Source organism: Maricaulis maris (assembly GCF_049116555.1).
Classification (GTDB): domain Bacteria; phylum Pseudomonadota; class Alphaproteobacteria; order Caulobacterales; family Maricaulaceae; genus Maricaulis; species Maricaulis maris_C.
On record NZ_JAGDYT010000006.1, the window covers coordinates 239,857 to 264,716 of the forward strand.

At 63.8% G+C, this 24,860-nt stretch carries 23 protein-coding genes; 13 read left to right on the plus strand and 10 right to left on the minus strand.

The window, feature by feature from the left end; genetic code table 11:
• Positions 1-95 precede the first annotated feature (95 nt).
• Entirely contained in the window at positions 96-269 is a 174-nt protein-coding gene (locus JXQ94_RS08765) for a DUF4169 family protein (protein WP_421923391.1), read from the plus strand.
• Between the two features lie 47 nt (positions 270-316).
• Here the strand turns inward: JXQ94_RS08765 and JXQ94_RS08770 are convergent, their stop codons facing one another.
• Together JXQ94_RS08770 and JXQ94_RS08775 are read right to left on the minus strand one after the other, a co-directional pair.
• On the minus strand, positions 317-622 hold the full coding sequence (locus tag JXQ94_RS08770; protein ID WP_421923392.1) for a hypothetical protein: 306 nt from the start codon (positions 620-622) through the stop codon (positions 317-319).
• 90 nt (positions 623-712) lie between these two features.
• On the minus strand, positions 713-1,381 hold the full coding sequence (locus JXQ94_RS08775; RefSeq protein WP_421923393.1) for a DNA-3-methyladenine glycosylase I: 669 nt from the start codon (positions 1,379-1,381) through the stop codon (positions 713-715).
• Positions 1,382-1,508: 127 nt separating this feature from the next.
• On the opposite strand from JXQ94_RS08775, the gene JXQ94_RS08780 reads away from it, so the two are divergent.
• Positions 1,509-2,300, plus strand: coding sequence for a glycoside hydrolase family 19 protein (locus JXQ94_RS08780; protein ID WP_421923394.1), 792 nt, complete (start codon positions 1,509-1,511; stop codon positions 2,298-2,300).
• Positions 2,301-2,358: 58 nt separating this feature from the next.
• Positions 2,359-2,571: a ribbon-helix-helix domain-containing protein gene (locus JXQ94_RS08785; RefSeq protein WP_421923395.1), complete on the plus strand. Its 213-nt coding sequence runs from the start codon at positions 2,359-2,361 to the stop codon at positions 2,569-2,571.
• 59 nt (positions 2,572-2,630) lie between these two features.
• On the opposite strand, the gene JXQ94_RS08790 is transcribed toward JXQ94_RS08785, so the two are convergent.
• Together JXQ94_RS08790 and JXQ94_RS08795 are read right to left on the minus strand one after the other, a co-directional pair.
• The gene (locus tag JXQ94_RS08790) at positions 2,631-3,068 is read right to left on the minus strand and encodes an SRPBCC family protein (RefSeq protein ID WP_421923396.1); all 438 of its coding nucleotides are present in this window, start codon (positions 3,066-3,068) and stop codon (positions 2,631-2,633) included.
• Positions 3,061-3,378: an ArsR/SmtB family transcription factor gene (locus JXQ94_RS08795; protein ID WP_421923397.1), complete on the minus strand. Its 318-nt coding sequence runs from the start codon at positions 3,376-3,378 to the stop codon at positions 3,061-3,063. Before JXQ94_RS08795 ends, JXQ94_RS08790 begins: the two co-directional genes overlap by 8 nt.
• Before the next feature lie 146 nt (positions 3,379-3,524).
• On the opposite strand from JXQ94_RS08795, the gene JXQ94_RS08800 reads away from it, so the two are divergent.
• From JXQ94_RS08800 to JXQ94_RS08825, 6 genes are all read left to right on the plus strand, one after another.
• A complete protein-coding gene (locus tag JXQ94_RS08800) occupies positions 3,525-5,132 on the plus strand; it encodes a chloride channel protein (RefSeq protein ID WP_421923398.1) in 1,608 nt (535 codons plus the stop codon).
• Between the two features lie 63 nt (positions 5,133-5,195).
• Positions 5,196-5,726: a hypothetical protein gene (locus tag JXQ94_RS08805; RefSeq protein ID WP_421923399.1), complete on the plus strand. Its 531-nt coding sequence runs from the start codon at positions 5,196-5,198 to the stop codon at positions 5,724-5,726.
• 250 nt (positions 5,727-5,976) lie between these two features.
• On the plus strand, positions 5,977-6,318 hold the full coding sequence (locus JXQ94_RS08810) for a GIY-YIG nuclease family protein (RefSeq protein ID WP_421923400.1): 342 nt from the start codon (positions 5,977-5,979) through the stop codon (positions 6,316-6,318).
• Between the two features lie 850 nt (positions 6,319-7,168).
• Positions 7,169-9,460: an ATP-dependent helicase gene (locus tag JXQ94_RS08815; protein ID WP_421923401.1), complete on the plus strand. Its 2,292-nt coding sequence runs from the start codon at positions 7,169-7,171 to the stop codon at positions 9,458-9,460.
• 334 nt (positions 9,461-9,794) lie between these two features.
• Entirely contained in the window at positions 9,795-10,721 is a 927-nt protein-coding gene (locus tag JXQ94_RS08820; protein ID WP_421923402.1) for an alpha/beta hydrolase family protein, read from the plus strand.
• A gap of 146 nt (positions 10,722-10,867) precedes the next feature.
• Positions 10,868-11,728 (plus strand): 50S ribosomal protein L11 methyltransferase, encoded by an 861-nt coding sequence (locus JXQ94_RS08825; RefSeq protein ID WP_421923403.1) that lies wholly within the window; start codon positions 10,868-10,870, stop codon positions 11,726-11,728.
• A gap of 4 nt (positions 11,729-11,732) precedes the next feature.
• On the opposite strand, the gene JXQ94_RS08830 is transcribed toward JXQ94_RS08825, so the two are convergent.
• The gene (locus JXQ94_RS08830; RefSeq protein WP_421923404.1) at positions 11,733-12,773 is read right to left on the minus strand and encodes a serine hydrolase domain-containing protein; all 1,041 of its coding nucleotides are present in this window, start codon (positions 12,771-12,773) and stop codon (positions 11,733-11,735) included.
• Positions 12,774-12,984: 211 nt separating this feature from the next.
• Between JXQ94_RS08830 and JXQ94_RS08835 the strand changes: the two genes are divergently transcribed.
• Positions 12,985-14,334 carry a LytTR family DNA-binding domain-containing protein gene (locus JXQ94_RS08835; protein WP_421923405.1) on the plus strand — a complete coding sequence of 450 codons (1,350 nt, stop codon included), beginning with the start codon at positions 12,985-12,987 and terminating at the stop codon, positions 14,332-14,334.
• Here JXQ94_RS08835 and JXQ94_RS08840 read toward each other — a convergent pair whose 3' ends face one another.
• Positions 14,335-14,496: a hypothetical protein gene (locus JXQ94_RS08840; protein ID WP_295690458.1), complete on the minus strand. Its 162-nt coding sequence runs from the start codon at positions 14,494-14,496 to the stop codon at positions 14,335-14,337.
• 191 nt (positions 14,497-14,687) lie between these two features.
• On the opposite strand from JXQ94_RS08840, the gene JXQ94_RS08845 reads away from it, so the two are divergent.
• Genes JXQ94_RS08845 through JXQ94_RS08855 form a run of 3 tightly spaced genes read left to right on the plus strand, consistent with a single transcriptional unit; the run spans position 14,688 to position 18,909 of the window.
• Positions 14,688-16,526, plus strand: a complete 1,839-nt coding sequence (locus JXQ94_RS08845; RefSeq protein WP_421923406.1) for an aminopeptidase P family protein — start codon at positions 14,688-14,690, stop codon at positions 16,524-16,526.
• Positions 16,527-16,549: 23 nt separating this feature from the next.
• Positions 16,550-17,056 carry a hypothetical protein gene (locus JXQ94_RS08850; RefSeq protein ID WP_421923407.1) on the plus strand — a complete coding sequence of 169 codons (507 nt, stop codon included), beginning with the start codon at positions 16,550-16,552 and terminating at the stop codon, positions 17,054-17,056.
• Between the two features lie 47 nt (positions 17,057-17,103).
• Complete coding sequence (locus JXQ94_RS08855) at positions 17,104-18,909, plus strand: ATP-binding protein (RefSeq protein ID WP_421923408.1); 1,806 nt, start codon at positions 17,104-17,106, stop codon at positions 18,907-18,909.
• A 14-nt stretch (positions 18,910-18,923) separates the two neighbouring features.
• On the opposite strand, the gene ligA is transcribed toward JXQ94_RS08855, so the two are convergent.
• The 4 genes from ligA to lpxC all read right to left on the minus strand — a co-directional run bounded on the left by ligA (position 18,924) and on the right by lpxC (position 24,753).
• Positions 18,924-21,029, minus strand: coding sequence for an NAD-dependent DNA ligase LigA (gene ligA, locus JXQ94_RS08860; RefSeq protein WP_421923409.1), 2,106 nt, complete (start codon positions 21,027-21,029; stop codon positions 18,924-18,926).
• A 36-nt stretch (positions 21,030-21,065) separates the two neighbouring features.
• Positions 21,066-22,763 (minus strand): DNA repair protein RecN, encoded by a 1,698-nt coding sequence (gene recN / locus JXQ94_RS08865; RefSeq protein ID WP_421923410.1) that lies wholly within the window; start codon positions 22,761-22,763, stop codon positions 21,066-21,068.
• Between the two features lie 27 nt (positions 22,764-22,790).
• Positions 22,791-23,621, minus strand: coding sequence for an outer membrane protein assembly factor BamD (locus tag JXQ94_RS08870; protein WP_421923411.1), 831 nt, complete (start codon positions 23,619-23,621; stop codon positions 22,791-22,793).
• A 235-nt stretch (positions 23,622-23,856) separates the two neighbouring features.
• Complete coding sequence (gene lpxC, locus JXQ94_RS08875; protein ID WP_421923412.1) at positions 23,857-24,753, minus strand: UDP-3-O-acyl-N-acetylglucosamine deacetylase; 897 nt, start codon at positions 24,751-24,753, stop codon at positions 23,857-23,859.
• Positions 24,754-24,860: the final 107 nt, after the last annotated feature.

Genomic DNA, 24,860 nt, shown 5'->3' on the forward strand with positions numbered 1-24,860 from the left:
GGAAAATTCCTTATCGAACGTACGAGCCGTTGATAAGATGCTCCACACTTGCATTTAGATGCACACAAACTGTGCAAACTTCCCGCGAGGCTTGGATGACCAAACCCGTAAACTTGCGCCAATACCGCAAACAGAAAGCTCGCCGGGACAAGGCCGAGACGGCCGCGACCAATCGCGTCTTGCACGGCACACCCAAGGCCTTGCGTGACGCGGCCGACGCCGAAGCTGCCCGGCGCCAGGCCGAGCTCGACGGCAAGAAGCGCGACTAGCGCCCGCCCCAAGGCCTCACCGACAAGGCTTGCCTACCGCGGACTTTCTACCACTGGGAGTTCATGACCGGGGACCGGCCATGCTTGCGCCGATAGGCCACAATCAGGCGCTGCGCCTCTTCGGCATCGGCCCAGGTCTCGCAGAACATCATGGCTTGCGGATGCAGGCCCCGCCCCTTGTCGGGAATGGCAAGTTCACGCTCATACATGGACCGCAGCGACCGCGCCGGACCGATCTTGAGCACGCTCGAAATATCATCCGGATCACGCAGCAGGACATACACGCCCGGCAAGTCCGGCACGTCATTCACATGCAGCTTCGAGAACGGAACGGGTTTGTACCAGCGCAACATTGAACCAACATCTTCTGCAGCCAACACGCTAGCCAATTGATTCAAATTTTCATCAATTTCCGGCGGCAATGGTCAGCGCATTGTTAACGACTATCCGACACTGAGCGCGAGAACGCGGCTGACTTCCGACTGGCTGCGACCCGACTCCCTTGCCCAGTCTGCGATCGCCGCAGCCGATTTCGTGATTGCGGCCTTGGAGGTCGGGGCTTTGTCGACCACACCTTCACGGACCAGGGCGGCACCGACATCGCCCGACAATATCCAGGCATCCCAGCCGGAAAAACGCAGGAAATACTGGGCCGTCATGCCCGACAGGCGCGACCCGCGTGCTTTCAGCACGGCCAGCAAACCGGCCTGGTCATGCGCGGGCCAGTCCGCCAGGAACTGCCCGAACCCGCCGTGCTCGGCAGAGAGATCGGCGACCATGCGGGCATTCTCCACCGTGGCCGTGATTTTCTGGCCATTGCGGACAATCCGTTCATCCGACACCAGACGGGCGATATCATCATCGGAGAAAAAACTGATCCGGTTGGGGTCAAAGCCCTCAAAGGCCGCTTCGAACCCGTCCCACTTGGCCTCGATCACCTTCCAGACGAATCCGGCCTGAAACACGCAGCGTGTCATCTGCGACAGCCAGCGATCATCGGGTATGGCGCGCAGGTCCGCCGCCGTCTTCGGACCGGCATGGGCGGCAAGGCGCGCGTCGAGATCAGGGTGGTGTTGCGCGGCCAGCGCGCGAATATCCGCAAACGTCTTCATAGGACTGACTCCCTTGTGTCATAAGTGGAGCGCCGCCCGGGTTTCGCAAGAGCCACCGCCAATCGCGTGGAGATTGAGATTCCGCGAGAGCAGGGCTAAGGTTGCAGATCATGATCGGAGTAGCGCCATGTTGCCAGTCAATGCCGACACCATGCGGGCCATCGCGCCGCGGTTTTCCGGATCCCGCGCCGAGCGGCAGGGCGAGATACTGAGCGTCGCCGGCGCGGCTCTGGCGGAAACACTGGATCGCTACGCGATCAACACGCCGCTGCGCATCGCCCACTTCCTGGCCCAGACCGCCCATGAAAGTGCTGGCTTCCAGACCACAGAGGAGTTCGCGTCCGGCGAGGCCTATGAGGGCCGGAGCGATCTGGGCAATACCGAGCCGGGCGATGGCAAGCGCTTCAAGGGTCGCGGGCTGATCCAGCTCACCGGACGTGCCAATTACAAGTCACTCGGCGCCACCATCGGCACGGATCTGGTGGCTGACCCCGAGCGCGCGGCCGATCCCGCGCTGTCGCTGGTGATTGCCTGCGAGTACTGGAAGAAGCGCCAGATCAATGACCATGCAGACCGCGATGACATCATTGCCGCCACCTGGTCCGTCAATGGCGGGCTGAATGGCCTGGACGACCGGATCCGCTATTTGATCAAGGCAAAAGCGGAATTGTCCAACGCCCTGTTCGGCGCGCCCACCGCCTTCCCGATACTGCGCGAGGGCGCGCGCGGACCGGTCGTGGCCCGTCTGCAATTCGCCCTGCGCGACGCCGGGATTGCGACCGGCATTGATGGTGATTTCGGTCCGGGCACCAAGGCTGCGGTCATCGCCTTCCAGACCGGTGCCGGCCTCGAGGCCGATGGCATTGTCGGCCCGGCCAGCTGGTCAAGGCTGGACATCAAACTCGCGGATCATGACTGACCGGATGGTCGGCAACCAACCGGCGCCCGATTTCCACCCCAGTTCGAAATGAGTCCCCATGCCCCTGATCAAACGCTCCCTGTCCCTTGCCGGCCATCGCACCAGTATCTCGCTGGAGCCGGATTTCTGGGCGGAAGTTGATCGGATTGCCCGTCAGGAGGGCCAGTCGGTGGCCAGCCTGGTGGGGGCGATTGATGCCGCGCGCGAGGAAGAACCGCTCGCCTCCTCGGTCCGGGTCTGGGTCCTGCAAGCCCTGCGCGACGGCGACTGACGCCTCGCGCAGGAGGGCGACCAGCCAGGCCCATCCCGTCAGCCCGATTTCCCCTCCCGTCAGGCCGGGGCGGTCTGCGCCTCCACAATGCGCTCGCGCAGCTTTGCGAAATGCTCGTCCCAGCCGGCATCATGTCCGCACAGGCTGTCGAAGACGTCGACCGGTGCCCCCTCAAATCCGTCATGCACCAGTTGGAGCAGCGTCCCGCTGGCAACCGGCGACAAGGTCCATTCCACACGGGTCTGATGACCTTCCAGCCATTGGTGGGTGAAGCTGTAGACCAGTCGCGTCGGTGGTTCGGCCTCAAGCACCTCGCCCCAGCACACTTTCGTCCCGTCCCCGCTATTGCTGAGCAGGGCAAAGGCGGCGTTCGGCACCAGCTCGGTGTCGGCCGGATGGAACCATCGAGCCAGCAATTCCGGCCGGGTGAGGAAGTCCCAGACCCGGTCCGGGCTGGCTTTCAGGAATACTGATTTTTCAATCCGCGCTTCAGTCATCTGTCGTCTCCACTGCCTGTTTGAGCGTTGCAAGGCGCTCGTCCCAGAACACCTCGAACCGGGCCACCCATTGGGCCACCTGCGCCAGCGGCTCCGGATTGAGGCGATTGATGCGTTCCCGGCCGCGGGCCTCGACCGTGACCAGACCGCCATCGCCCAGCACTTTGAGATGCTTGGCCACGGCCGGGCGGGTCATGTCGAACCGGCTCGCGACTTCACCGACCGTCCGGTCCCTCTCTGCCAACATCAGGAGAATGGAGCGTCGGGTCGGATCGGCGAGCGCCCGGAACACGTGATCCTGGATTGTCATAACCACCTCATGAAACCTTCTGGTTTCCTTTATGCGATACCGAATGGTTTCATGTCAAGCAGGCCGTCCCGGCGCGAGGCTCGCTTGACCCTGACAGGCAACGCGCCCAAACCAGAGACAGGACAGATTTTTCGAGGCGGGACAGTGTGATCACCCGGATCGGACAGGCTTTCCGCGACGGTCGCGGCCCGGCCCTTCTGGGGCTGGCTATCATCGTCGGCATCATTGCCGGCTATGCGACGCTGGGCTTGCGACTGGGTATTGGCTGGGTCGAACAGGCCGCGTTCGGCGTGACCGAAGAACGCCTCGCCTCGACAGCCGCCAGCCTGCCTGCCTGGCGTCTCGTCCTGATCCCCGTCATCACGGGCTGCATCATCGCCGCCATGCTCGGCCTCGGGCGCCGTTTCGGCCTGTCGCCGGACTCGCGCGGCCTGGGTGTCGCCGATGTGCTCGAAGCGCGGGCCGTGAAAGCGGGCCGGATCGATGTCCGCTCCGGCCTCTACTCCGCCATCCTGTCCGCGGTCTCCCTGGGCGGCGGTGCCAGTGCCGGCCGCGAAGGTCCTGCCGTCCATCTTGGTGCCACCCTCGCCTCGGCGCTGGGCAGCGGGCTCGGCATGGCCCCGCGCGGATCGCGGATCCTGCTCGCCTGCGGTGCCGCCGCCGCCGTCTCGGCGAGCTTCAACGCGCCGATTGCCGGCGCGCTGTTCGCCTTTGAAGTGGTGCTCGGCCATTACGCACTGCGCTCGATCGCACCGGTCGCCACATCCAGTGTCGTCGGCGCCCTGATCGTGCGCCACCATTTCGGACAGGCCCCCGTCTTCGGTGTCCCGGAGATGGCTGCCGCCAGTCTGTGGGACTTCCCGGCGGCCGCGGTCCTCGGTGTCGCGGCAGCGGGCCTGGCCATCCTGTTCAATCGCGGCGTCATCCATCTGCCGCCACTTTTCGCCGGCTGGACCGAACGCTTTCACATCCCCAGCTGGCTGCTGCCCATTCCCGGCGGTCTGGCGATCGGGCTTCTGGCCCTGATCGCGCCGGAAATTCTTGGTGTCGGCTATGAAGCAACCTCGAACGCGCTGGCCACGGAATACACATTCGGCCTGCTCATTCTGCTGATCGTGCTGAAGACACTGGCCACGATCATCTCCCTGGCCTGCCGCTTTGCGGGCGGCGTGTTCTCGCCCTCGCTCTATCTGGGGGCCATGCTGGGCTCGGCCTTCGGGATCGCCCTGACGATCCTGACCGGCGACCAGACCGCCGGGCCTGGCTTCTTCGCGGTGATCGGCATGGGAGCGGTCGCCGGCGCCGTGCTCGGCGCGCCACTCTCAACCACCTTGATCGTGTTCGAGCTGACCACCAGCTACGAAGCCTCGGTCGCGGTCCTGGTTGCCGTGTCACTGGCCACCATCCTGTCCCAGTCAACGCTGGGCGGATCCCTGTTCCAGCTGCAAATGCGGCGCCGTGGATACGACATAGCCGGCGGGGCCAGTCGGCTGGTCTTGCAGATCGTTCGTGTGCGCGATGTGATGGAACCCCTGGGGAGCTGGGGCGAGGAATCGGTGCCCGACGGCACCTGCCTTTATGAGGACGACACGCTGGGACGCGCCTTCGCGGTGCTGGACGCGGAACAGATCGACAGCGTCATCGTCCGCGAGCGGTCGGATGCCCAAGCCGTGATTGGCATTATCTCGAAATCCGACGCCCAGGCCGCCTATGCCCGGAGACTGGCCGATATCAGCGAAGAAGAACATCGCTGACCCAATGCCTTCGCTTCAGTGCGGTTATACCTCTGGAAAGAATGTCTCGGATAAGGTCGCGATATGAGACTGACCGGGGCTGAAAATCTGGACACGACGGGCGCTCTGCTCGGGGACGGCCCGCTGGCGGCCGAGGCCCTGCGTGCGGCCAACATCAATCCCGTGACCGGGCTGGCAACCGACTATCTCAATCATTTCAATGAAGTCGTCATGTTGATGGAAATGCTCCCCGACATGCCCGACTGCGCCGAGGATGTGCTCGACTGGGCCCCGACGGATTATCCGAGCCACTTTGCCAATTCCGCCTTCAAGGACAAGGAGCTGGCCATCCTCGCCTATCGCGCCGCGCCGCATGCGGTGCGGGCGCATCTGGAAACACTCATCCTTCAGATTGATGGTGAGGTCCTGAGGGCCCAATCCGTCCTGCGCGAAACGACCAGCCCGGACGCCTGTGCGCACATCGCCCAGCTCGCGACAGACGAGATCAAGCCGCTGATCGCGGCCGCCTCCGGTGCCATCCACGGCAGCCCCGATGGCGAGGACGAACTGGACGACGAAGCCGCCCAGGCCAATGTGGACGCGCTCTTCGGTTAATTCCGGCGGACCGGTGCCGATCGTCACTTGCCTCGAAGATTGAACATCTTCTGAATTGATAAGCCCAATATCGGTCCCGGATCGCGCTTCGCGCGTCCGGGAAAAATGGGTGTGTGGGGGACTTCAATCAGCCCCGCTCATTTCCCCCGGACGAAGCCCGGCAAAAGCCGGGCGCAGATCCGGGGCCGACGTGATGCGCAGACAAACTCTCTCATTGAGATATCGCGCACATAATGCAATTATAAATAGCATGACCATGTTGGCACCCGAAGCCGTCTACATCCTCTTCAGCCGCCCGCGCGGCGCGCTCTATGTCGGCCGCACCAAGGATCTGGTCTGGCGAACCTGGCAGCACCGAACCAGCGCTATTCCCGGTCACACCAAGCGCCATGGCATCAAGCAACTCGGCTGGTTCGAATGGCATGACGGCTTCGAGTCGGCCGCCCACCGAGAATATCTCCTCAAGCGCTGGCGCCGCGCCTGGAAGATAGCCCTGATCGAAAAGATGAACCCCGGCTGGAAAGACCTCTGGTTCGATATCCGAGGCGATTTCGACGAAGGCGTGCCGATCGTCACCCGTCTCGAAGATTGAGCATCTTCTGAATTGATGAGCTCAATATCGGTCCCGGATCGCGCTTCGCGCGTCCGGGAAAAATGGGTGTGTGGGGGACTTCAATCAGCCCAGCTCATTTCCCCCGGACGAAGCCCGGCAAAAGCCGGGCGCAGATCCGGGGCCGACGAGCGGATCAGTCGCCCTATCGGGCCAGGCAGATCAACCGTCCTGCCGCCAGAATGGCCTCTGGTTCGATATTCTCGGTGATTTCAAGGGGGCAGAACGTGCGCTCAGAGCCCCTATTCAACACCGGTCAGATCCAAAACGAGCTCAGCCCCATGCTCCGCCGGATCGAACAACTCTGCTGGAACATGCCAGATCCGCCAGAATGCGGCGCTCCCACCGGGGCTGACATCATGAGACGTTAGAATTTGCCAGGAATTCCTACCGACGCCGATTTGGTCCAAGGCGAGTTCAAATCGACCGTCTCCCTCAAGGTCAAATCGGTAGATTCGCGTCGGCAATCTAAACGAGTCGAACGACAGTTCCTGGAAAGTGGAGCCGTTCGCAACTCTATGGGTGGGCAATTGCAAAAACAAAATGGGTCCACCCCGCCCCCTGACCGCGCTGATTGACCCTGTTTCCCCGTTTCCTAATTGGAGGTCAGCAACCAGGGTCGTCATCGGAGCCAGCATCGGCAAGCCAAGCTCCGGAACACTTGGCAGCGTCTCTGAGACAGCACGCGTTGGCACTGTTGCGCACGCCGCCGGAAAAGACAGCATCAACGCAGTGAACAAAAACCGAACAATCACACATGCCTCCCTTGGGATCAGGCGCCAATCGGTCCAGTATGCGCACCTGAATCAGTTTGCCAAAGCATTGGATTGCAATGTCCGGTCTTTCCATCTCCGACATGGCGCGGCCCGCGCCGCCGACGCCCTATCTTGACGGGTTGAATGCCGAGCAGCGCGCGGCCGTGGAAGCCATGGACGGTCCGGTCCTGGTGCTGGCCGGCGCGGGGACCGGCAAGACGCGTGTGCTGACCACCCGCCTGGCCCATATCCTGGCCACCGGTCGGGCCCGGCCGTGGGAAATCCTCGCCGTCACCTTCACCAACAAGGCGGCGCGCGAGATGAAGGAGCGGGTCGGCAAGATCATCGGCGAGGCGGTTGAAGGCGTGCCCTGGCTGGGAACCTTCCACTCCGTCTCGGCCCAGATCCTGCGCCGCCATGCCGAGCTGGTCGATCTGAAATCCTCCTTCACCATTCTCGACACCGACGACCAGCTGCGGCTGATGAAGCAAATCATCCAGGCGGAAAACATCGACGAGAAGCGCTGGACGCCGCGCCATCTGGCCAGTCTGATCGATGGCTGGAAGAACCGGGGCCTGATGCCGGACCAGCTGGGTGAGGACGACAAATGGGCCTTCGCCGAGGGCCGCGGCCAGGATCTCTACCGCATCTACCAGTCCCGCCTGAAGACGCTGAACGCCTGTGATTTCGGCGATCTTCTGCTGCACACCCTGCACATCTTCAAGGACAATCCGGACGTCCTGAAAGTCTATCACGACAAGTTCCGCTATCTCCTTGTCGACGAGTATCAGGACACCAATGTCGCCCAGTATCTGTGGCTGCGCCTTCTGGCCCAGGGCACTGGGAATATCTGCTGCGTGGGTGATGACGACCAGTCTATCTATGGCTGGCGCGGCGCCGAGGTCGACAACATCCTGCGCTTTGAAAAGGATTTTTCCGGCGCCACCGTGATCCGGCTGGAGCGCAATTACCGCTCCACCGCCCACATACTGGGCGCGGCCTCGGGTCTGATCGCCGCCAACCGCTCACGCCTCGGCAAGACGCTGTGGACCGATGATGCCGAGGGCGAGAAGGTCCAGGTCCGCGGCATCTGGGATGGCGAGGCGGAAGCGCGCTTTGTCGCCGAGGAGATCGAGAACTGGGTCTCCGGGCAGCGTGCCTATTCCGACAGCGCGGTGCTGGTCCGGGCCGCCTGGCAGATGCGTGCCTTTGAAGACCGCTTCATCATGCTGGGTCTGCCCTACAAGGTGATCGGCGGGCCGCGCTTCTTCGAGCGCGCCGAGGTCCGCGACGCCCACGCCTATCTGCGCCTGGTCCGCTCACCGGAAGACGATCTCGCCTTCGAGCGCATCGTCAACACGCCCAAGCGCGGCATTGGCGACACCACGGTCCAGAAAATCGCCATGACCGCCCGCGCCATGGGCGTTCCAATGACCGAAGCGACCCGGGTCATGCTCGGCACCGACGAGATCCGGGGCAAGGCCCGCACGGCGCTGGGTGTGTTTCTGCGCGATGTCGAACGCTGGCGGGAACAGTCCGAACAAAGCCGGCTGGACGAGCTGGCCGAGATAATCCTCGACGAGAGCGGCTATACCGCCATGTGGCGCGAGGACAAGACGCCCCAGGCCGCCGGCAAGCTGGAAAACCTGAAAGAACTCGTCCGCTCGATGGGCGAGTACGACACGCTGGAAGCCTATCTCGAACACGTCGCGCTTCTGACCGATGCCGATCGCAAGCCGGACGAGGACGAGATTTCCCTGATGACGCTGCACGGCGCCAAGGGCCTGGAATTCCCGCTCGTTTTCCTCCCCGGCTGGGAGGAGACCGTTTTCCCGTCCCAGCGCTCGCTGGACGAGGGTGGCACGCGGTCTTTGGAAGAAGAACGTCGCCTCGCCTATGTCGGCATCACCCGGGCCCGCGAACGCGCCATCATCACCTTCACCGCCAATCGCATGATCTATGGCCGCTGGCAGACGGTCATCCCGTCACGCTTCATTGATGAAATGCCGGTCGACCATGTCGAGGCGCGGTCGGAAACCGGCTATTATGACAGCGGCCCAGGCTTTGAAAGCGTCAGCGAAAAACCCGACGCCATGGCCTCGAGCTATTCCAGCCCCGGCTGGAAACGCTACCAGGCCAACCAGCAATCCGGCCGCCGTTCCTCACCGCCCACCATCAACGCCAAGGCGACGCTCATCGAAAGCGGCGGCTCGGACACACAAGGCACCTGGCGCGCCGGCGACCGCGTCTTCCACGACAAGTTCGGCTACGGCACGGTGAAGAAGGCGGATGGCTCGAAATACACCGTGAAGTTCGACAAGGCCGGCGAGAAGAAAGTGGTGGAGAATTTTTTGCGGGAACTGCCTTAGAGGCACAGCAGGTCCTCGCCCTTGATGGGCGAGGTGGCTGGACGCGTCAGCGGCCAGACGGAGTGGGTGATGGACGGGCGGTGCAGGAACGCTGCGCGTTTCACCCGATCCGACCCGGCGCTTCGCGCCGGCCCACCTTCCCCATCAAGGGGAAGGACCTCGTTCCGCACTGTATCAATTCCCGTCTGTCATCCCGGCCACCCGCCTTCACGGGCGCAGGCTGGAGCGAGTGGGACCCGGACAGGCGCCCTGATCAGGCCAGGGCGTCCGTCCGGGATGACAAATCCTGTGTTTCGGGGAAGGTTGGATGCTCGAACCCAACCCAAGAGCCCCTATGATCCGCCCCCTCATTCTCGCCGCTATCCTCCTCGCCGCCTGCCAGCCCGAACCGGCGATGCCGCATGTCGACCCGCATGCCGAGGCCCGTCCCATCACATGGGACCAGCTTCTCGACCGACCCCGCGAGGCGGCGAGGGTGCGGATCGCCTTTGGCGAGGGCGAGCTGGAATTCGGCGAGTTGTGGCTGCCCGAGGGTGACGGACCGTTTCCGGTCGTGGCCATGGTCCATGGCGGCTGCTGGCTGTCGCAGATACCCGGAACGATCCTGCAGGATTATGTCGCGGCCGACCTGCGCGATCACGGGATTGCTGTGTGGAATCTTGAATATGCCCGGATCGGGCATGAGACAGGCGGCTGGCCGGGGACGTTCACCGACATTGCCGACGGGATGGATCATCTGCGCGCCGTCGCGGAGGATTATCCGCTCGATCTCGACCGCCTGGTTGTGACCGGTCATTCCGCCGGTGGGCATCTCGCCCTGTGGGCAGCCGCGCGCGGCGGCCTGCCCGAAGACAGCCCCGCCTGGCGCGCCGATCCTTTGCTGCCCGATGCCGTGGTCACCCTGGCCGGGATCAATGACCTTGCCGATTACCGCGCCCACGGTCCGGGACGCTGCGGCGAACCGGACACGGTCGACAGCCTGATCGGCCCGGTCGACGGGCAGACGCGCGCCCTGATGGCCCAGGTCTCACCAGGCTCGATGGCCGGGATCGCGGTCGACCAGGTGATCATCTCCGGCGAGCTCGACCTGATCGTGCCGCCGGTCCTCGGAGAGCGCTACACCATCCTCGCCCATGCGCGCGGCGACACGGTGCGCCATATCGGGCTGCCGGAAGCCGGGCATGTCGAGCTGATCGATCCGACCGCGCCGGCCTGGCAGGAGATCCGCGCCGAGCTGATCGAGGCGCTGGCAGCGGAGTAAGGCTACGGCACAAACGGGCCCCATCATCCTTGTTTGTCCTGCCGGGAAGCGCTCGTATCCGGACCCACAAACTCCCCCCACACCCCTCCCTGCTTGATTTCCGCCGCGCCAGCGTCCACACCCGCGGCCTGATCCGGAGACCGCCCATGACCACGCTTTGGCGCCTGACTGCCCTGTCCGATTTTGCCACCCTGGCGGATGTCGTCGAACGCCTCGACGAGACCTATCCGCCGGTCGCGCTGAGCTGGGCGATCTTCGAGGAAGGCCCGACAGCCCGCCTGGACGTGCTCTTCCAGTCCATGCCCGATGAAGCCGGCTTCCGCGCCGCCTCGGGCATCAGTGACGACATCCCGGTCGAGTTCGGACCCCTGCCGGAAGAAGACTGGGTGCGGCTGTCCCTGCAGGGTCTCAAACCGGTTGATGCCGGCCGTTTCACCCTCTTCGGCGCCCATGATCGCGACGCGGTGGCCACCGGCCAGATCGGGATCGAAATTGAAGCCGGACCGGCGTTTGGCACCGGCCATCACGGCACCACGCGCGGCTGCCTGATCGCCTTCTCCGAGATGCTCGACGCCGGCTCCGAACCCAAGACCGTCTTCGATCTGGGCTGTGGCACTGCCGTCCTGGCGATCGCGGCGGCCAAGGCTCTTCCGGGAGCGGAGGTCTGCGCATCCGATATCGACCCGGAAGCCGTCGAGGAAAGCGCGGAGAACTGCACGAAGAACACCACACCCGGCATTGACTGCTTTGTCGCGGAAGGCCTCGACCACCCCAAGCTTGCCGGTCGCCAGTTCGAGCTGATCTTCGCCAATATCCTCGCCGGCCCGCTGGTCGAACTGGCTCCCGGCGTCGCAGACATCCTGGCACCGGGCGGCAAGGTCATCCTGTCCGGCCTGCTGACCGAACAGGAAACATGGGTCCGAGCCGCATACGAGGCCGCCGGCCTCAGCGTCCACCGCCAGTCGCCTCTGGAAGGCTGGGAGACGCTGATCGCCAGCAAGGCCTAGCCGCCTATTCCTCTGTCGCCGCGTTGTCGAGACCGGCAAACAAATCGGCCAGTTCAATCGAGAGCGCCTGCAGGTTTTCGCTGTCGGCATTGCCGGTCAGCGCGACCGAGACTTGCGGTTCGACATAGACGATCAGGAAGGCGCGTCCGCCCGGCGAGCCTCCCGAATGGGCGGCATAGTGCAGGTCAACTCGCTCGGAATGGCCTGCCCAGGGACCAGGCAGATCGCTCCAGGTGTCCAGGTCAACGAGCTCGCCTGCTGCCAGGGCATCGCCCATCGCGGCAAGATCACGTGAACTGGCCAGGAGGCCGCCCGCCCCGAATTTGCACTCGGCGGACAGGCCCTCAATCATTTGCGGCCCCTCGCCCAGATCGACCCAGTTGGTCGCCTTTTCGGCCTCCTCTGAATCCCGCCGTGCCCGGTAGTTTCCGCCGAGAGCCGCCAGCATCGCCGCGTCAAAACTGTCAGTTTCGGTCAACCGGACAAGCAGATGACTGAGCAGAACATAGCCATATGTGGAATAGGTCATCTCTCCGTCCGCGAGCGGGGAGAGCGGGGCGTCGATGAAGTGACCCAGCGCATCGGCTGGCGTGTCACAGCGCCGGTCCGAAAAGCTGATCCAATCCTCCCGCGAGGAATAGTGACGCACGCCGGCGCGATGCTCGAGCAGGTCTCGGAGCGTGACGGCGCCATAATGCGCAGGCAAGTCCGGATCGATCTGGCGAACCGGTGTTTCGAGGTCGAGCCCCCGGGTCTGCTCAAGCCGCGCATAGGCCAGCGCGGTCAGCATTTTTGCGACTGAGTAGAAATTGTAGTCGTGGTCGACGCCGTCGGCATCGTCGCGCTCCCAGCCCGCCTCCGCTTCCCAGACAATCTCGCCGGCGACCATCACCGTGGCGTTGAGCGCCGGATAGGTGGCGGCGAGCGGTTCGAAGGCGGCTTGGGCCTGGTCGGCGACAGTCGGGGTCGCAAGCTGGCCGGTTACACTCAGCCAGAGACTTGCGGCTCCGGCACTTGCGGTGAAAAAACTTCCAATCGTCAGCATCTGCATTCCTGTTGTTGACTTGCCCCCCGGCAAGAGGCGCTCATGCCGGGCAATCAGGGCCTCGCCCACCGGAAAAGGATGAATGGCTCACCTCATGGCTGGATGGCTCAAGATAATCTCAGATCGGCGCCCCGGCCTCGAAAGTGTCGGCCTTGTGTTGCTGGCGCTCCTTTTCCTTTTGACCGCGCCACAGCCAACGATCGACGCGCGCATGCCGGCGACGGTCCGCTATATCGCTGTCGATGTCGGACTGGAGCGCCTTCTCGAAAGCCCGGCGGACGGTGAGAGGCTCGCCTATCGCAGCATTGAGCGCCCGGGCACGGCCGGCTGGCTGGTCTGGGATGACGTGCCGATCTCACAGGATGGACCGCCGCCCGCCATCAGCACATCCGGCCCGTTTTCAGCGACGCTCTGGTTCAATGGTGAGTTGATCGGTGAAAAGGGGCAGCCCGGCGTCGATGCGGCGGGCGAGACAGCCGGCCCGATCGACAGTCTCTTCGCGGTTCCGGCCCGCTTGATCCAGCCTGATGGCAACCAGCTCGTCATGCGCCTGTCCAGTCACCGGGCCGGCTACACGCCCTACAGCCTGGTCCAGTCCCTCTTCGTCATGCCTTACAGCGCCGAGACCAGACGACCCGTTCGCTATTATCTTCCACTGGCCATTCTCGGTGCCGGGCTGGTCGCGCTTGGCCTCGCTTTCGCCCTGCGGTCCCGCAGAATTGGCGACGGTCGCGGTCTCTGGCTGGCGCTTGCCCTGACCGGGCTGACAATCGCCGGTCTGGCGGAAATTTCCCGGTCGATGATCAATTATCCCTATGACTGGCATCAGCCGCGCCAGGCGGCCAGTCTCATCGGCCTCGCCCTATTCGGACTTGCCCTGTTGCGTTTTGCCCAGCAACGCTGGACGGCGCCGGGGCGGTCGGCAGCCATCTGGATGGGAATGACGGGGCTGGCCGCGCTGATCGGCGTTTTTGCGATGACCGGCTATGACGCCAAGTCTGCCACCGTCACTGCGTGTCTGACGGGCTCGACCGCCCTCTGGATGGCCTGGCGCGGCGATGGCGCGGCCCGGACTCTCGCGATCGGGCTGGCGATCATTCCCGCCTATGCGCTTTTGCTGCCGTCGGACCTGATCGATCGCGGCATTTACGCCCTGGTACTGGGATTGCTGGCCTTGCCCGCCATTCGCTGGCCGGACTTTCTCCAACCCGCACCGGCGACGGGGCCCGCCATTCTCGCACTGCAATCCACCGGACGCCTGACACGCCTGTCCTGTCCGAACATTGTCCATCTCGCGGCAGCCGGGAATTACACCGAAGTGCATATGCACGGCGGCGCGACTCATCTGGACAATCGCAATCTGAGCGCACTGCTCGACCTGTTGCCGGCCGACTTCATCCGCGTGCACCGCTCACACGCGGTCAATCTGCAACAGGTCGAGGCGCTGACCAGCGAGGTCGGCAGTCGCTACCAGCTCGAACTCAGGAATGGCGCATCGATCCCGGTCAGTCGCCGCGAGGTGGCCGGTCTGCGGGAACGCCTGGCCGGCCGAAAGGCGTGATCAGGCGCGCTTGCCCTTGAGGCCGAAACTGGCAAGGAAAGCATTGACGTCATTGGTGCGCGGCAAAGCGCGGATTCCACTGCGCGAACGATTGCGCTCCATCGAGCGATTGAGCATGTCGTTGGCGTTCATGGCGCGCCAGTCATCAATCCCGTACAGCATGGGAAACTCCTTTGAATTCCCCGCGCTTTAGCCATGGATTTTCGCCGCTGCGAAGCACCGCTTCCGCAAGCCTGGGCTGCGCAAATGCATGGCATCGCAAACAAGCCATGCGCAAGGCCAGGTGCGGACCCCGGTCACCCCTCCGCTGACAAGCATTGAACCGCCCCCGCGACGCGCCTACCTTGCCCGCCATGACCCAGATGATTTCCCAGACTTTCGACGTTAAGGGCGGCCCGCATTTTGGCCGCGAAAACCTGCCCAAGCTGCGCGCCGCGCTGACCACGCTTGGCCTGGACGGTTTCCTCATTCCGCATGAGGATGAGTATGACAATGAATACCTGCCGGACTGCAATGAGCGGCTGCTGTGGGCAACCGGTTTCTCCGGCTCTGCCGGTGCCGCGATCGTCATGCTCGACCGTGCCGCACTCCTGGTCGACGGCCGTTACACGGCGCAGGGTCGCCAGCAGACCGACACCAGCCTGTTCGACCAGTGTGATCTGGTTGGCCAGGGCCTTTACGGCTGGATCGAGGAGCATGGCCGCACGGGTGAGAAGATCGGCTATGACGCGCGCCTGCACAGCCCGGCCGCGCTGGATCTGCTGAAAACTGCCGCCATGCGCGCTGGCGTCGAGCTGGTCTCGGTCGACACCAATCCGATCGACGCCGCGTGGACCGATCGTCCCGCCGCGCCGAAGGCCGACATTATTCCCCACCCGATCGAGTTCTCCGGCGAGGACCATGCCTCCAAGCGCCAGCGCATCGGTATTGCGATCGAACGCGGCGGCGCCGACGTCGCCGTGATCACGGCACCGCCGTCAATCGCCTGGCTCTTCAATGTCCGTGGCGGCGATGTCTCCCGCTCGCCCCTGCCGCTGTCCGCCGCCCTGATCCACAAGGATGGCAGCGCAACCTTCTTCGTCGACCCGGATAAGCTGACTGACGAAACCCGCTCCCATTTGGGCAATGAGATCGCGGTACGCCCGGAGAGCGAATTCGGGGCTGGCCTGTCCGAGCTTGAAGGGAAAACGGTCCGCGTCGACCCGACCACGGCTTCAGCCTGGGTCTTCGAGACGCTGAAATCCGGCGGTGCCGAGGTTCAGTCGCTGGAAGACCCGGTGATGCGTCCCAAGGCCGCCAAGAACCCGGCCGAAGTGGAAGGCTCGCGCCAGGCCCATATCCGCGACGGTGGTGCCATCACCCGTTTCCTGCACTGGCTCGACACCGAAGCCCAGTCCGGTGAGGTCGACGAGATCCAGGCCGCGCAGAAACTGGAAGCCCTGCGCAAGGAATTGCCGGAGCTGCGGGATTTGTCCTTCGACACGATCTCGGGCGCCCAGGGCAATGCGGCTTTCGCCCACTACCGTGTATCGGAAGCCTCCAACCTCAAGCTCGCACCGGGCTCTCTCTTCCTGGTCGATAGTGGCGGACAGTATCCGGACGGAACAACGGACATCACCCGGACTGTGCCGATTGGCGATCCGACAGCGGAGATGAAGGCGCAATATACCCGCGTCCTCAAGGGCCATATCGCCCTGTCCATGGTCCGCTTCCCCGTCGGCACGACCGGCACCCAGCTCGACATTCTCGCCCGTTTCCCGCTCTGGCAGGCCGGCTTCGACTATGACCACGGCACCGGCCATGGCGTCGGCAGCTTCCTCGGCGTGCACGAAGGCCCGCAGCGGATTTCCAAGGCGCCCAATGCCGTCGCGCTGGAGCCGGGCATGATCCTGTCCAACGAGCCGGGCTACTACAAGGAAGACGGGTTCGGCATCCGGATCGAGAATCTGCAAGTCGTGACCGACGCCGCGATGATTCCCGGCGGCGAGCGCGCAATGCTGGGTTTTGAGACCGTGACCATGGCCCCGATACACAAGGGCCTGATCGACACACATCTGCTCACCGCCGACGAAATCACCTGGCTGGACACCTATCACGCCCTTGTGCGCGACCGCGTCCTGTCCCTGGTCGATGGCGAGTGCGCGGACTGGCTGATCAAGGCGACCGAGCCGATTGCGGGAGCCACGCCCTAGTGCGGGTACCTGCCCTCATCCTCATGGCAGCCGCCTTTCTGGGCGGCTGCTTTTACTCCGACGATGCCCTGATTTCGCGTGGGCAGGCCGACTTCCCGCTCGAGCAAGGGACTTACAGCCATACGCCCTATCTGACCGACGGCGTCACGCCCTTCGATCGCCCGGCCTGGACCGGCGAAATCGAGCGCAGCTGGGCCCGCTATGTCTCCGACGATGACAGCTTCCCGCATCACGGGGTCCGGCTGAAGGAGATCGCAGATGGTCTCTACATCGCCCAAAGGCGCGATGAGGAGAATTGGAGCTATGGCCTGATGCGTGTTTTCCCGGGCGGGGTCGCCACCTATCACGCGCCGGAATGCCGCAATGTCGAGGCCGTCGTGCTCGAGCGTTATGACGTTACCGAGCATGAGGAAGAACGCGGCTATTGCCGGGTCGATGACTGGGACCGGCTGGTTGGCGTCATGCTGAGCTATGTCGATGCGATGGGCGAGAACATGCCGATCGACGGTGTCTATCGGCGGATTGACTAGGCAGGTTTTATTAACTCCAAAAGTCGACAATCGAGGCGATTTCCGGAGTGAAGACACTGAGCCTGTGGACCCCCATCGATCGCTTTCTCGGCTGCGACGGATCGACCGATCTGCAACAGACCTTGCGCGCGCGACTGGCTGTTGCCTTCTCCGGCATGATGGGGCTGATCGCGATCGTCAATGTGACAGTGCTCTCGCTGACCGAGAACGGCCGTGCCGGAATGGTCGAGCTTGGCCTCGTCGGTGCGGCCGGGTTCGCCGCGTGCGGGTTATTGGGAGCTTGGCTGCGACGACCATCGATCACAATGATCATGCTGGGTGTGCTGACGGCAGCCCTCTACGCTGGCGCGATCTACGGAAATCGCGGCGACGTGCCGCCGGCCTTTGCCTATACGCCGTGCGTCCTGCTCGGCTTTTACCAATTCTGGGGGCCGCGCAGCCTCATCGTCACAGTCCCGGCCTTCAGTCTCGCTTTCGGGGCCGTGCTGGCGCTCTCGGCGGGATTTGACAATCCCGATCCCTACCCGTTTGGCGCGCTGACACTCGCCCTCGGCCTCAGTTGCATCTGGCTGCTCAGTCTCGCCGCGGTCTTCAATTCGGTTCAGGACGTCGCGGCCCGACAGCTGCGCCGGGCCAATGACGATCTAGCCACTGCCCTCGCCGAAAGCCAGTCGGCCCAGCGCGCCAAGAGCGAATTCCTGGCCAATGTCGGCCATGAGGTCCGCACGCCGCTCAATGGCGTTCTCGGCATGGCCGATGTGATGCACCGGGTCGGCGGCCTGGCACCGGACCAGGCAGAGCGTCTCGACCTGATCCGCGATAGCGGCCAGACCCTGCTGGAACTGCTCAATGAAATTCTCGACCAGTCCAAGATAGAGACTGGGCAGGTCGTCGCCGAAAAGGTCGACTTCAATCTTCTCCAGGTCATCGAGAAGACCGCAGCGAGCTGGCGCCCCGAGGCCGAAAGCCGCGGGCTGGACCTTCACGTTGACCTCGATGGCATACAGCTCGCCGACGTCAAAGGTGATCCGTTGCGGCTGCGCCAGATCCTCAACAATCTGGTCTCCAACGCACTCAAATTCACGGAGTCCGGCCATGTCATGATTCAGCTCAGCCAGGCGCCTGACGGGGCTGACTGGCTCACGACGCTTGAGGTCATCGATACCGGCACGGGCGTGCCGGAGGCGAAGCGGGACACGATTTTCGAGGCGTTTCACCAGGCCGACGCTTCCATCACGCGACGCTATGGCGGCACAGGGCTTGGGCTGTCGATCAGTCGGCAGCTGGCCCGCCTGATGGGTGGCGAGCTCCGCCTTCGCGGCAATCCGGGCGGCGGGAGCTGCTTCAGCCTGACCCTGCCGCTGGCGCCGGGGCAGGCCTCCGCCGGTCCGCAGGGACAAGTGACGGCAGTTGACCGGACGGAGCGGGTCGACCTCGCCGGCGCCGTCCGCATCCTGTCTGTCGATGATGTTGCGACCAATCACATCGTATTGCGCGCCCTGCTGGAGCAGGTGTTCTCCAGCGCTGATCTGACCATTGATATCGCAAACTCTGGCCAGGCCGCGATCGACCTGACCAGCGAGCACTGTCACGATCTCATCTTCATGGACATCCAGATGCCGGAGATGGATGGGGCGACCGCCGCACGTCGCATCCGCGACGCCCATCCGGACCGGGACATTGCCATCATCGCGGTATCCGCGCTGGAAGCCGATCAGAGTGCCCGCATCCTGCCGGCCGGCCTGTTCGACCACATCCTTCCCAAACCGACATCGATCGAGGCCCTGCAAGCGGTGGTGTTGGCGTGGCAGAGAACCGGGACGGCGGGTGACGCGGCACGCGCGACAGCCTAGTCGCCATGTCCTCGTCAGGCGCCAATCAGCTCAAACCACTCATCTTCGGTCAATGTGGTCACACCCAGATCAGCCGCCTTCTTGGCCTTTGACCCTGCGCCCGGACCAGCCACCAGATAATCCGTCTTGCCCGAGACCGAGCCGGCCACCTTGGCGCCGAGCGATTGTGCCTTCGCCTTGGCTTCGTCACGGGTCATGCGCTCCAGCGCGCCCGTAAAGACGACCGTCTTGCCGGCGACCGGACTGTCATTGGCGACCGCCTCCGCGTCCTCGATGGTCAGCTGCGCGACAAGACGGTCCAACAGTTCGCGGTTATGGGCTTCGGCGAAATATTGATCGAGTGCCTCGACCGCCGCATTGCCGATCCCGTCAATCCCGAGCATCTCGGCGCGCACGGTCGCGTCGGCGAGGTTTTCAGCTGCCGCCCGGAACGCCTCCCAGCTGCCATAGGTGCGGGCAAACAGGGCCGATGTATTCTCCCCGACATGGCGAATGCCGAGCGCGTTGAGAAAGCGCGCCAGCGCGATGGGCCGGCGCTCCTCGATGGAGGCGAAGAGATTGCTGATGGAGGTCGCGCCGAATCCCTCACGCTCCTGCAGCGGCGGGACAATCTCACCGGCCTCATTGCGGGCCTTGAGCGTAAAGATGGCCGCCGGTTCGGAGATCAGCCCCTCCTCGTGGAAAGCCTCGATCTGCTTGGTTCCGAGTCCCTCAATATCGAAGGCCTTGCGCGAGACGAAATGCTTGAGGCGTTCCTTCAGCTGGGCGCCGCAAATCAGGCCACCGGTACAGCGACGGACCGCATCCAGCTTGCCGGATTTCTCGTCGTGTTCCCGCACGGCCTGGCTGCCACAGACCGGACAGTCGGTCGGGAAATCGAACGGCTCGGAGCGACCATCGCGATCCCCATCAACCACGCGCACGACCTGGGGAATGACATCGCCTGCGCGCTGGATGACAACCGTATCGCCGACCCGGATGTCCTTGCGCTCGATCTCGTCCTGATTGTGCAAGGTGGCATTGGTGACCACGACACCCCCCACCGTGACCGGAGTCAGGCGGGCGACAGGAGTGAGGGCGCCGGTCCGGCCGACCTGGATATCGATCGCCTCGAGCACGGTTGTCGCCTGTTCGGCGGGGAATTTGTGGGCGATCGCCCAGCGCGGTGCCCGGGCGACAAAACCCAGCCGCGCCTGCCAGTCGAGCCGGTCGACCTTGTAAACCACGCCATCGATGTCATAGCCCAGCCCGGCCCGACGGGCCTCGATCTCGCGATAGACCGCGATCAGCGTTTCGACGCTGTCACAGCGCTGCATCAACGCATTGATGGGAAAGCCCATCGCCGCGAGACGCTCGACAGCGCCCATCTGGGTGTCTGACAGCGGCTCCGAAACCTCGCCCCAGGCATAGGCGAAGAATTTCAGCGGGCGCTGCGCGGTCATGTTCGGATCAATCTGGCGCAAGGATCCGGCCGCCGCATTGCGGGGATTCTTGTAGGCGTCCTTGCCGGCCTCGGCCTGACGTTCATTCAGGGCCGCGAAATCGGCATGGGACATGTAGACCTCGCCGCGCACTTCGACCACGTCCGGCCAGTCGCCTGGCGGCAGGGTCTCGGGGATGTCGTCGAGCGTGCGCAGATTCGGCGTCACATCCTCACCGGTCTGGCCGTCACCGCGGGTGGCGCCATGGATCAGCTTACCCTTTTCATAACGCAGGCTGGCCGACAGGCCGTCGATCTTCGGCTCCGCCGTGATGGCGACCATCGCGTCTGCAGACAATCCGAGAAAGCGCCGGATACGACCGACGAAATCGGCAACATCCTCATCCTTGAAGGCATTGCCCAGGGAGAGCATGGGCACGGCGTGCCGGATCTCGCCGAATTTGCCCGACGGGGCCGCGCCGACTTTCTGGGTCGGGCTGAGCAAATCAACCAGGGCCGGAAAACGCGCCTCGATCGCCTCCACTTTCTGACGCAGGGCGTCATAGGCGGCATCCGAGATCTTCGGCGCATCATTCTGGTAATAGGCCTTGTCGTGACCGGCGATCTCGCGTGCAAGGCGCGCATGTTCCGTGCGCGCCTCCTTCTCGGTCAACTGGTCGACATCCTTGAGTGCGCTCATCAGTCCTGCCCTGCGGAATCAGTCGGGACGTGCAGTTTACGCCTCGACGGCCATGAGGGCATCGGCCTGGGCCCGTGCGGCGTCAGTAATGTCAGCGCCCGAAAGCATGCGGGCAATTTCCTCGCGCCGGGCCTCGCCGTCCAGCTTGACCAGCGTGGTCCGAACACCGCCCCTGCCATCATCGGTCTTGACGATCTGCCAGTGATGATCGGCCAGGGCGGCCACTTGGGGCGAGTGAGTGACAACCAGCGTCTGACCGCTCGCGGCCAGGCGTTTCAGACGCCGCCCAACCGCATCAGCCACCGCGCCACCGACGCCCTGGTCGACCTCGTCGAAGACAAGGACCAGCCCGTCATCCTCGCCGGCCAGGGCCACTTTCAGGGCCAGGCCGAAACGCGACAGCTCGCCGCCCGAGGCGATCTTGTCGAGCGCACCGAAGGGCGAGCCCGGATTTGTGGCCACTTCAAAGACAACATGATCCCGACCGTCCGGTCCGGCCTTGGCATCATCGGAATTGACCGCGACCCGAAAGCGGGCTCTGTCCATTTTCAGCGGCGGCAATTCATTTGCGACCGCCGCGGACAGGGTCTTGCCCGCGGTCTCGCGGCTGCGGCTCAGCGCATGCGCAGCATCATCATAACGCGCGCGCGCTGCCTTCACCGCCGACTCGGCCTCGGCAATACGGTCGGACGCATTCTCGATCCCGTCGAGCTGGCCAGTGAGCTGGCCATGCAGCGCGGCGAGATCGTCGGGTGCGACATGATGTTTGCGAGCGACGCCACGCAGGGCGAAGAGACGTTCCTCGACCTCGTTCAACCGCCCCGGCTCGACATCGAAGGCCTGGGCGGCATCGGCGAGCGCTCCCTCGGCTTCCGCAAACTCAATCAGGGCGCGGTCAATCGCCGTGGAGGCTCGCTCCAGGGCGGCGCCGGCATTCCCGCCACTGGCCCCAATATGATCACGAACGCGCTCCAGGCCCCGCAGCGCGGCATTGAGGCGGGATTCCAGCCCCCCGCCCTCGCCAGCCAAAGCCTGCTGGGCCTCCTGAAGATCGCCCAGCGCCCGCTCGGCTCCCTGCAAGAACTGGCGCTCTTCGGAGAGCTCGGCTTCTTCACCCGGACGCGGATCCAGACGGTCCAGCTCCTCGATGGCATGGCGCAGGAAATCCTGCTCGCTGTCCGAGGCCTGGTTGGCAGCGACCAGATCGTCCAGCTTGCGCTGCGCATCACTGAGGCCGCGCCAGGCCTTGCGGCAATTGGCGAGCTGGCTGTCATGACCGGCGAAGCTGTCGAGATAGGTCCGGTGGGTACGCGGATCCATCAGACCCCGCCCGTCATGCTGGCCGTGGACTTCCACCAGCACATCACCGAGCCCCCGCAAGAGGCCGATACTGGCCGGCTGGTCGTTGACGTGAGCGCGCGAGCGTCCGTCTTCGCCCAAGCGGCGGCGCAGGATAAGCGGCTCGCCCGGCTCGACGGTCAGGCCGGCCTCCTCGATCACCTGCCAGGCGGGATGCCCGGTCGGCAGGTCGAATTCGGCGATCGCCTGGGCCTCATCGGCTCCGCTGCGGACCTGCGCGCGGTCAGCCCGCTCACCGGCAGCCAGTCCCAATGCACCGAGCAGGATTGATTTGCCCGCGCCGGTCTCGCCGGTCAGCGCGCACAATCCACCGTCGAACGCCGCATCAAGCGCATCGATCAGGACGACATTGCGAATAGAGAGGGAGAGCAGCATTCAGCGCGTAGGCACCCCCGGACCGGATTAGCCGAACAGGCGTCGCATGGCCCGTTCAAGGAAGGTTGGATCAGCCTGGTCGATCGCTTCATCAATCGAGATCCCCTCACGTGTGAGGAGATCATAGCTGTTCTCATACCATTCGCTGCCCGGGAAGTTATAGCCGAGAACGGACGCCACCTGGCGGGCTTCCTCGTCGACACCCAGTGAAACATAGGACTCGACCAGACGGTGCAGGGCTTCAGGCACATGGCTGGTATTGCCGTACTCGCGCAGCACATTCTGGAACCGGTTGATCGCCGCAAGGTGATAGCCGCGACGCAGATACCAGCGACCAACGCTCATTTCCTTGCCGGCGAGGTGGTCGCGCGTCATGTCGATCTTCAGACGGGCGTCGGTTGCGTACCGGCTTTCCGGGAAGCGGCGCACGACCTGTTCAAGAGCCGCCATCGCCTGCTGGGTCGCGGCCTGGTCCCGGCCGACATCCATGATCTGTTCGAAATGGCAGATCGCGATCAGGTAATAGGCATAGGCCGCATTGCGATTGCCCGGGTGCAGCGAAATGAAGCGCTGCGCATCCGAGATCGCCTCTTCGTAATTCGTCGATTCGTAATTGGCATAGGCGGCCATCAGCATCGAGCGTCGCGCCCACTCCGAATAGGGGTGCTGGCGCTCGACTTCATCGAACTGCGCTGCAGCCAGCGGGAACTGGCCCCGATCAAGCGATTCGAACGCGGTGGCGTAAATCGTCTCCGCCGGACGCTCGACATAAGCGACGGACGTATCCGGCCCACTGGCGCAGGACGCCAGAATGGCAGACAGGAGAAGCGGGACAACTAAACGCGACTTAAAGGTCATGAAGGCACGGCTCAACAGCTCTGGCAGCCGGAAGGGCCACCCGTTCGAATAGGTTTGTAGCGGATGATTGGCTCGCACAAAAGGCCGCTGTCAGGTCGAGGGCGGTTCAAGGGGCAATATGGCAGTCGGACAGTCAAAGCGATCACGGCTGAAAGCCCCATGAAACAGACCCAAGGCCGGGCCTGAAACCGGTCAGGCCTCGCCCATTGGCGTGCGGAAAAAGTGGGGCGTCAGTTCAGCGAGCCATGGCGAGGGCACCGGCCTCGACATCGCGCAGGCTCACCCATTTCCAGCTGGACGGGTCATCCAGCAGGGCACGCACAGCCGCATTATTGATCGCATGTCCCGGACGGCTCGCCCGGTAGCAGCCCACGATCGGCGCGCCGGCGAGTGCGATATCGCCCAGCGCATCAAGGGCCTTGTGGCGCACGAACTCATCCTTGAACCGCAGACCTTCCGGATTGGCGATCCCGTCATCATCCAGCACGACCGCATTATCCATTGAGCCACCGCGCGCCAGGCCCGCCGCGAGCAGGGCCTCGTAATCCTTGCGGAAACCGAAAGTCCGCGCCGCGGCAATGTCGTCGCTGAAGATGTCCGGAGCAATGTCAAAGCCACAGGACTGGCGACCGACGGCCGCATGCTCGAAGCTGATCTCGATCTCGATTGACGGCTTGAGCGCCGGCATGAAACCCGCGCTGCGCTCGTCATCCTCGATCATCACCGGACGCAAGACCTGGATGGCGCGACGCGGCATGGCGTGCGCTTTCAGTCCGACCTGGCGGATCAGTTTGACGAAGGGTTCGGACGAACCGTCCATGACCGGGATTTCAGAACCCTCGACCTCGATCACGGCATCATCGACACCAAGACCGGCCAGAGCGGCCATCAAATGCTCGATCGTGGCGACCGACACGCCATCTTCATTCGAAATCGTCGTGCCGAGGCGCACTTCATTGACGTTGTGGGCGAGCGCCGCGATGCGATTATTGCGATCGGTGATGTCGGAGCGGACAAAGATGATGCCTGCGCCGGCACTGGCCGGTTGCAGAACCATGCGGACCCGCTCTCCGGAATGAAGACCGATGCCTGCAAAAACAACAGGAGCCGCCAATGTGTGCCGGTTAATCACGATTACGCGCCATCTTGCTTTGGGTTTACGCTCAACAACAAATGACGGCAGACCAGCCGTCCTCGTTTGCAGTGAACGACAGGCGGGGTCTGTATTCAATTAAAGCA

Bases quoted from the DNA above. Each gene is read 5' to 3' on its own strand.
- JXQ94_RS08765 (WP_421923391.1), top strand. From the start codon at position 96: ATGACCAAACCCGTAAACTTGCGCCAATACCGCAAACAGAAAGCTCGC.
- JXQ94_RS08770 (WP_421923392.1), bottom strand. From the start codon at position 622: ATGTTGCGCTGGTACAAACCCGTTCCGTTCTCGAAGCTGCATGTGAAT.
- JXQ94_RS08775 (WP_421923393.1), bottom strand. From the start codon at position 1,381: ATGAAGACGTTTGCGGATATTCGCGCGCTGGCCGCGCAACACCACCCT.
- JXQ94_RS08780 (WP_421923394.1), top strand. From the start codon at position 1,509: ATGTTGCCAGTCAATGCCGACACCATGCGGGCCATCGCGCCGCGGTTT.
- JXQ94_RS08785 (WP_421923395.1), top strand. From the start codon at position 2,359: ATGCCCCTGATCAAACGCTCCCTGTCCCTTGCCGGCCATCGCACCAGT.
- JXQ94_RS08790 (WP_421923396.1), bottom strand. From the start codon at position 3,068: ATGACTGAAGCGCGGATTGAAAAATCAGTATTCCTGAAAGCCAGCCCG.
- JXQ94_RS08795 (WP_421923397.1), bottom strand. From the start codon at position 3,378: ATGACAATCCAGGATCACGTGTTCCGGGCGCTCGCCGATCCGACCCGA.
- JXQ94_RS08805 (WP_421923399.1), top strand. From the start codon at position 5,196: ATGAGACTGACCGGGGCTGAAAATCTGGACACGACGGGCGCTCTGCTC.
- JXQ94_RS08810 (WP_421923400.1), top strand. From the start codon at position 5,977: ATGACCATGTTGGCACCCGAAGCCGTCTACATCCTCTTCAGCCGCCCG.
- JXQ94_RS08815 (WP_421923401.1), top strand. From the start codon at position 7,169: ATGTCCGGTCTTTCCATCTCCGACATGGCGCGGCCCGCGCCGCCGACG.
- JXQ94_RS08820 (WP_421923402.1), top strand. From the start codon at position 9,795: ATGATCCGCCCCCTCATTCTCGCCGCTATCCTCCTCGCCGCCTGCCAG.
- JXQ94_RS08825 (WP_421923403.1), top strand. From the start codon at position 10,868: ATGACCACGCTTTGGCGCCTGACTGCCCTGTCCGATTTTGCCACCCTG.
- JXQ94_RS08830 (WP_421923404.1), bottom strand. From the start codon at position 12,773: ATGCTGACGATTGGAAGTTTTTTCACCGCAAGTGCCGGAGCCGCAAGT.
- JXQ94_RS08835 (WP_421923405.1), top strand. From the start codon at position 12,985: ATGCCGGCGACGGTCCGCTATATCGCTGTCGATGTCGGACTGGAGCGC.
- JXQ94_RS08840 (WP_295690458.1), bottom strand. From the start codon at position 14,496: ATGCTGTACGGGATTGATGACTGGCGCGCCATGAACGCCAACGACATG.
- JXQ94_RS08845 (WP_421923406.1), top strand. From the start codon at position 14,688: ATGACCCAGATGATTTCCCAGACTTTCGACGTTAAGGGCGGCCCGCAT.
- JXQ94_RS08850 (WP_421923407.1), top strand. From the start codon at position 16,550: ATGGCAGCCGCCTTTCTGGGCGGCTGCTTTTACTCCGACGATGCCCTG.
- ligA (WP_421923409.1), bottom strand. From the start codon at position 21,029: ATGAGCGCACTCAAGGATGTCGACCAGTTGACCGAGAAGGAGGCGCGC.
- recN (WP_421923410.1), bottom strand. From the start codon at position 22,763: ATGCTGCTCTCCCTCTCTATTCGCAATGTCGTCCTGATCGATGCGCTT.
- JXQ94_RS08870 (WP_421923411.1), bottom strand. From the start codon at position 23,621: ATGACCTTTAAGTCGCGTTTAGTTGTCCCGCTTCTCCTGTCTGCCATT.